Annotated in this window: 6 protein-coding genes and 1 pseudogene; 4 read left to right on the top strand and 3 right to left on the bottom strand. The window is 74.3% G+C overall.

The genetic code is table 11. From position 1 onward, the window contains the following. Nucleotides 1-1,595: pseudogene (locus tag PUR26_RS12295) on the top strand (AfsR family transcriptional regulator); the annotation flags it as partial. A gap of 47 nt (nt 1,596-1,642) precedes the next feature. On the opposite strand, the gene PUR26_RS12290 reads toward PUR26_RS12295, so the two are convergent. Beyond that, nucleotides 1,643-2,521: a siderophore-interacting protein gene (locus PUR26_RS12290; RefSeq protein WP_329872000.1), complete on the bottom strand. Its 879-nt coding sequence runs from the start codon at nt 2,519-2,521 to the stop codon at nt 1,643-1,645. 167 nt (nt 2,522-2,688) lie between these two features. On the opposite strand from PUR26_RS12290, the gene PUR26_RS12285 reads away from it, so the two are divergent. Further along, the gene (locus tag PUR26_RS12285) at nt 2,689-2,889 is read left to right on the top strand and encodes a hypothetical protein (RefSeq protein WP_329871998.1); all 201 of its coding nucleotides are present in this window, start codon (nt 2,689-2,691) and stop codon (nt 2,887-2,889) included. A gap of 228 nt (nt 2,890-3,117) precedes the next feature. Here PUR26_RS12285 and PUR26_RS12280 read toward each other — a convergent pair whose 3' ends face one another. Both PUR26_RS12280 and PUR26_RS12275 read right to left on the bottom strand, forming a co-directional pair. Beyond that, a complete protein-coding gene (locus PUR26_RS12280; RefSeq protein ID WP_329871996.1) occupies nt 3,118-4,101 on the bottom strand; it encodes an iron-containing redox enzyme family protein in 984 nt (327 codons plus the stop codon). Then, nucleotides 4,098-5,663 carry an FAD-dependent oxidoreductase gene (locus tag PUR26_RS12275; protein WP_329871994.1) on the bottom strand — a complete coding sequence of 522 codons (1,566 nt, stop codon included), beginning with the start codon at nt 5,661-5,663 and terminating at the stop codon, nt 4,098-4,100. The genes PUR26_RS12280 and PUR26_RS12275 overlap by 4 nt, the downstream gene beginning before the upstream one ends. Nucleotides 5,664-5,845: 182 nt before the next feature. Between PUR26_RS12275 and PUR26_RS12270 the strand changes: the two genes are divergently transcribed. Beyond that, nucleotides 5,846-6,058, top strand: a complete 213-nt coding sequence (locus tag PUR26_RS12270) for a CDGSH iron-sulfur domain-containing protein (RefSeq protein ID WP_329872019.1) — start codon at nt 5,846-5,848, stop codon at nt 6,056-6,058. Nucleotides 6,059-6,199: 141 nt separating this feature from the next. Then, complete coding sequence (locus PUR26_RS12265) at nt 6,200-6,616, top strand: CBS domain-containing protein (protein WP_329871992.1); 417 nt, start codon at nt 6,200-6,202, stop codon at nt 6,614-6,616. Nucleotides 6,617-6,623: the final 7 nt, after the last annotated feature.

The raw sequence follows: 6,623 nt of genomic DNA, 5'->3' as shown, positions 1-6,623 counted from the left end.
GGGCGGTGGTGCCGGGGGTGATGCGGTACCGGTTGCTGGAGACGGTGGCGGAGTACGCGGCCGAGCGTCTCGACGAGGCCGGCGACCGGGACGGCACCGAGCACCGCCACCTCGTGCACTACCGCGAACTCGCCCGCACCGGGGAGAACGGACTGAGGGGTCCCCGCCAGCCCCACTGGCTCGCGGTCTTCGAGTCCGAGCACGACAACCTGCGGGCCGCGCTGCGCACGGCCGTACGGTCGGCACAGGAGCAGGAGGCCCTCTGCCTCACCCTGTCGATGAGCTGGTTCTGGCAGCTGCGCGGCCATCTGTCGGACGCCCGCACCTGGTCCGCCGCGGCCGCCGGGCTCGGCCCCGACCCGTTCCTCCCGCCGGTGCGCCCCGCCGTACCGCTGCGTGAGCGCTCCACGCGCCGGCCGCCCCCGTGGAGCGAGGAGCAGCTGTGGGAGGCCCGGCGCGGCGCACGGCTGATGGTGCTCGCCGGGGACGGAAGCCAGGGCGCCGCCGCCGTGGAGAAGCCGGAGAACCGGGCCTACCTGGAGGCCGTCGCCGACGCGTACCGGCCGGGCCTGCCCCAGAACAGCCGCCAGCCGGGAGCCATGTGGTTCTTCGTGCGGCTGATGCTCGGGGAGTTCGCGGGCCTCGCCGAGGCCCTGGACGCCTGCGTGGGTTCCGCGCAGGCGTACGGCGACGACGCGGAGCTCGGGTTCGCCCTGCTCATGCGCGCCAAGCTGGTGCCGGGCGGCGCCGACGACGCCGACCGGGCGCTGACCCGGTTCGAGGCGGCCGGGGACCCGTGGGGGATCGCCGAGGCGCTCTGCGCGCGCGGTGAGACGCACGAGCGGGCCGGGCGGTACGCCGAGGCCCTCCGGGACTTCGGCCGGGCCGTCGACAGGGCCGAGCGCATCGGCGCGCGCATCCAGGCCACGGTCTTCCGGGCCCGCCTGGCGGGTGTACGGCTGCGCACCGCCGAGGGAGCGGCGGAGCGCGAGCGCGCCGAAGGCATGCTGCTGGCCGCGGCCGAGGAGGCGGCGGATTTCGACGTGGAGGTGATCGGCACGGCCCGTCTGCTGCTGGTCCAGCACTTCGGCGGCACCGGACGTGTCGCTCTCGCCCGGCGTCAGCTCCGGCTGATCGAGGAGGAGTTCACGCCGGGCACGGCGGAGATGTTCACCGGTATCGTCCTGGGCCTGCATGGGTGGCTCGACTGCCTCGACGGCGAGTACGCCCGCGCCCACGAGCACCTGGAGGCCGCCCTGCGCCGACTGGAGTCCCTCGCCCACCTGGTCGCGCCGCTCCTTGTCACCGGCCAGTTCCCCGCCGCCGCCTGGGTCATGGCACGGCAGGGCGAGCCGAGGACCGGCGCGCTGCTGCTGGGAGCGTACGACCGGAACGTGCCGGGAACGGGCGGTACGGGCTTCCGGCAGCTCACCCCCGAGGCCGAGGCGGCGACCAGGCAGCGCGCCGAGCGCGAGGTACGGGCGGGGCTGGCCCCGCGGGACTACGCACGGGCACACGAGGAGGGCGGGCGCCTCTCGGTACGGGAGGCGGCGGCGCTGGTGCGGCGGCCGGGCGGGCGCGTCACGCCTGCCTGATCGCCCCGGGCGCCCGTCCGCTCATCGCGGGGACGCGTCCCCGCTCGTCATGAGCGTGCGCGCGGGTTTCGCCCGCCCTGTTCCCGGAGATCGGACAGCCGCTCCTGCGCCTCGGCGAGGTCGGCGGGGGTCGGGGCGTCGTCCTGGCTGAGCCGCCGACGCCAGTACCCGGCGAAGTCGACCGACCGCCTGTCCAGGCCCCGCTCGTCGACCAGATGCCGGCGCAGCGCGCGCACCGCGTCCGCCTCCCCGGCCAGCCAGGCGTACCCCGCACCCGTGGGAGGGCGCAGGGAGCGCACCGCGTCGAGCAGCAGTCCCTCACCGTGCAGCCAGCGCACGCTCAGATCGGCGGCGCTCCGCAGCGTCTGCTCCTCCGCCGCGTCCGGCACCTCGATGTACGCCACCGCCCTCCGCCCGGCCGGCAGTGCCTCGGCCACGGTGGCGAGCGCGGGCAGCGCGCAGTGGTCCGCCACCATCAGCGTCCAGTCGCCCGCGCGGGGGTCCACCTGCCGTGCGAACAGTTCCGAGGGGCCGAACATCCCGAGCGTGTCCCCGGCCCGGGCGGCGCGGGCCCAGCGGGTCGCGGGCCCTTCCGCGCCTCCCGCGTGCAGCACGAAGTCGATGTCGATGGTGCCGCGCCCGGCGTCGTGCGCGCGGACGGTGTAGCTGCGCATCCACGGCCGCTGGTCCGCCGCCATGGCGTTGTACGCGGCGTACCAGCGCATCACGTCCCCGTCGGCATCGGGTTCCGGCAGCACGGGCACGCTCTGCCCCCGCCTGGGGAAGAACAGCTTCACCTGCTGGTCGGGTCCGCCCGGGGGGAAGCAGGCCGGTGCCTCCCCGCCGAAGGTGACCCGTACGAGGCGAGGGGTGACCCGCCGTACGGCGGTGGCATGGACGTGGCGGACGGGCAGGGGCGGTCGCACAGGGCCTCCAAGGGGTGCGGGGGTGTTCCGCGACCACCGTCCCAGCCGCTTCCGACACGGGGCCGACAGCCCGTCGACACGGCTCCGACGAGAGGGTGGGTGCAGGGGATGCGATCGGGGTACCCGGCGGCGACAATGAACCAGAGCAGGACCATCAAGGAGGCGGCATGAACGCTGAGCCCGATTCGACCTCCCAGCGCGAGGGCGTCACCCCGGACGGCCTCTTGCACAGCGGCTCCGAGGGTGAGTTCACCGCGGAAGACGTGGTGCTCGCTTCCGGGCGTGACGTCAATCCCGAGAATCTGGCCTGGGCCGAGCGCAGGCTCGCCCAGCGGGGGAAGGCAGCCCTCGACGAACTCCTTCCCTGACGAACTCAGCGGGCCGCGCGGCCCCGCGTCCCCCTCGCGGCAGCGGGGGACGCGGGGCCCGTGACGTTCCGTGACATCCTCGCGGCAGAGGCGGCACCGTGCCGTACCGGGCGGTGACGTCCGCACGGCCCGGGCGTCTCGGCAGGGACAGCGGTCCGGACGGGTCCGACGCGGACCCTCCCCGCACACGCCCCCCGCACGCGCGGATCCTCCCCGCGCCCGGCCTCCTCAAAGACGTACGGGTCGCCGCAGCGAGGTACGCCCGGCATCCCAGGCGCCCAGCACATGGTTCTCCCACAGATCGTCCAGCCACCGCGTCGCGCGGATGCCGAAGGCCACGTCCGGCGCCAGTTCCGGCTCCCGGGCGAGCAGGTCGTCGAGCACGAACCTGCGCATCACCTGCTCGTGCACCGCGTCCGCCTCGACGTGCTCCGAGAAGAAGAGGACGCATCTGTCCTGAGCGCCCAGCCGCTCCAGCGCCTTGACCATCCGGCGGGCACCCGGGGGAGAGGCGATCTCCTGGGCCGCGAAATTGCCCACCCCGGCGCCCCGCAGCGCCCTGTGCAGCCCGAACATCGTCATCATGTTCACCGCTGCGACGGCCGGGGCCGGCACCAGGTCCACGTACCGGCCGTACGAAGCGTCCAGTCCGGCGCCCTCCATGAGCTCCGCGAACAGACGGGCGTGCACCCGCTCCCCGTGCCCCGCGCCGAACTCGTCGTACTCCACGGCGGCCAGCGACGCCTTCGCCTGACCCTCCAGCCGGGGGATCAGCCACGCCTGCGGATCCGACTCCTTGAGCTGGTAGAGCGAGCGGTGGACCAGATACTCCCGCATCCGCTCCCAGTCGCCCTGGTCCATCAGCCACCGCGAGACGCCGCGTCCGTCCACCGGATCCACCAGCAGGGGTTCCAGCGCCGCCGTCACATCGCCGTCGTGGGGAACCGCCGCACGCAGCGCCGCCAGGAACGCCGCTTCCATGGGCCGTCGCAGGCCGAGCAGCGCGGGGTCCCACTCCCGTTCGTCGGCCACGCCCTCCATGGACCGGTAATGCGGTTCGTACGTGAGGTACAGCGCCAGCTGGAGGTCCTCGCCCAGCGGGTCCGCGTCCTCGACGCCGGGACCGGCTGCCGGCGCCGGGCGGCCCAGGAGGACGTCGCGAACCGCCGTCGACAGGGGGCCGCGTGCCTCGGGGAGCGGTGCCTTCGTCATGCGGTCCCCTCCCGCGTGCCGCCGGACTCCTCCGTGAGGTCGGCCTGCTCCAGCGGGCGCAGCGCGGGTCCCTGCACCACCTTGCCGTCGATGTCGAACCGGGACCCGTGGCAGGGGCACTCCCACGCCTGCTCACCGTCGTTGAAGTGCACGATGCAGCCGAGGTGGGTGCAGCGCGCGGAGAGCGCGTGGAGCCTGCCCGTCGTGTCCCGGTGCACCGCCAGGCGCCGGCCTCCCACCCGTACCACCGCGCCGCCTCCCGGTTCGATGTCGTCCGTGGAGTCGGCGTGGGCGCCGGGCACCCGGTCGCCGATGAAGTGCCGCGCGGCCTGTGCCTGCAACCGGAGCAGCGCGGGCGCCTCGCGCAGCGGGTGCAGCCGCACCGGGTCGTACAGGCTCGTCCAGGCGGACTCGCGGCCACGGATACGGGAAGCCAGCAGCGCGCCCGCCATCACCCCGCCGCTCATGCCCCAGCCGGCGAACCCCGTGGCCACGTAGGTGTGCCGGGCGCCCGCGTGCAGCCGGCCCACGTACGGCACGTGGTCGGTGGTCCAGTTGTCCTGGGTGGCCCAGCGGTGGGTGAGCTCCACACCGTCGAACCGTTCACGCGCCCAGGACGCGAGGCGCGCGTACCGCTCCTCGACCTCGCCCTCGCCGACGGCTCCCGGGGTGAACTTCTCGCCGGTGACGATCAGCAGCCGTCGGCCGTCCTCGCCGCCCGGAGCGGTCCGTACCGATCGCGTCCCGCCCTCCGGCGTCAGGAAGACCCCGCCGGGTTCGGGCCCGGCCGGCAGCGGCCCCGCCACCACCAGCTCCCGCTTCGGCTCCAGGCGGGTGAACAGCAGCGCCCGGTCGAAGACCGGATAGTGCGTGGCGATCACCACGTCGCGGGCCGTCACCGTATGGCCGCTGCTCGTCGACACCTTGCACGGACTGCCCTCCCGCAGCCCCGTCACCCGGGTGCGTTCGAAGATCCGCCCGCCGAGCCGCTCCAGGTCGGCGGCGAGCGCCAGCAGGTACTTGCGCGGATGGAACTGGGCCTGGTTCATGACGCGGACCGCGCCCGCCACCGGGAACGGCAGGGGAAGATCGGTCTCGTAGGAGGCGTCCAGCCCCGCCGCCCGCGCCGCCTCCGCCTCCTCGCGCAGCTCATCGGCCTTCGCGGGGTCCTCGGTGTAGGTGTAGGCGGGCAGCCGTTCCAGATCGCAGTCGATGGCCAGCTCCTGGCAGACCTCCGCGACGTGGTCGACGGCCAGCTGCTGGGAGTGGGCGTACAGCCGGGCCCCGCGCGCACCGTGGATCGCACGGATCCGCGCGTACGCCATGCCGTGCAGCGCGGACAGCTTCGCCGTGGTGTGGCCGGTGACACCGGAGGCGATCCGGTCCGCTTCCAGCAGCACCACCGAGTGCCCCGCACGGGCCAGCTCCCACGCCGTGCACAGCCCCGCGACACCCCCGCCCACCACGACCGTCTCGGTCTGCACGGAGCTGTCGAGGGCGGGCCGGTCGGGCCCCGGCGCGTACTCCATCCACAGGGAACGGGAACGGGACTGGTCGGTCATCGCTCACTCCTCGCACCGCGTGGGCCGTACCCCACGCCTCGTCGCTCGCCGTCGCTCTCGTCCTCCGGCGTACGCCGCGCGCCGCGCGCCGTTTCACCGGAGAAGTCCGAGGTACCCGCTCCGCATGCGACTACGCAGGTCGCCGCGGAGCGGGGCGTCCGGGCGGCACCACGATCACGCTCCTGGAGGACACCGTGTCCCGAGAACGCGAGCGCGTCGTGATCGACGCGCACGGCCCGCTCCTGCTCGACGGCCCGGTCGAGGTCCGGCTGCCGGACGGCACCACGGTGTGCTCCGACCGGTTCATGGTCGCCGTGTGCACCTGCCGTGCGAGCCGCCGCTACCCGTGGTGCGACGCCAGCCACCGGCGCAGGAGCCGCCGGGAGCGCGACTGACGGCGATCCCCGGGGGCACGACGACCGACGGGGCCGCGCGGCAGGCGGCGTTGTCCGGTGTGGCGGCGCGGTATGCCGCCGGGGCGCCGGTGAGCGCACGGCGGGACCCACGACCGTGCCACGAGGCGAAGGAGGCCGGCCATGGCGACGGCACGCCAGCTGATGACGGTGGGGGTCGACTGCGTCGGGGAGGGGGAGACCCTTGTCCGCGCCGCGGAGCTGATGAGGCGGCTGGGCGTCGGAGCGCTGCCCATCTGCGGTGACGACGACAGGCTCAAGGGCATGCTCACCGACCGCGACATCGTCGTGAAGGCCCTCGGCGTGGGCAAGGACGCCTCCCGCACCACGGCGGGTGAGCTCGCCCAGGGCGACGTCGTGTACGTCGAGGCCGACGACGACGCGATGATGGTGCTGCGCAGGATGACCCGGCACAAGGTGCGCCGGCTCCCCGTGATCGACGACCACCGCCTGGTCGGCATGATCTCGCAGGCCGACGTGGCCCGCGCCCTGCCGGAACCGCAGGTCGGCGACCTGCTGGAGGCCCTTTCCACCGAATGACGCCCCC

This window comes from Streptomyces sp. SP18CS02, assembly GCF_036322365.1.
GTDB lineage: Bacteria > Actinomycetota > Actinomycetes > Streptomycetales > Streptomycetaceae > Streptomyces.
This window is presented reverse-complemented; position numbering and strand designations above follow the sequence as displayed.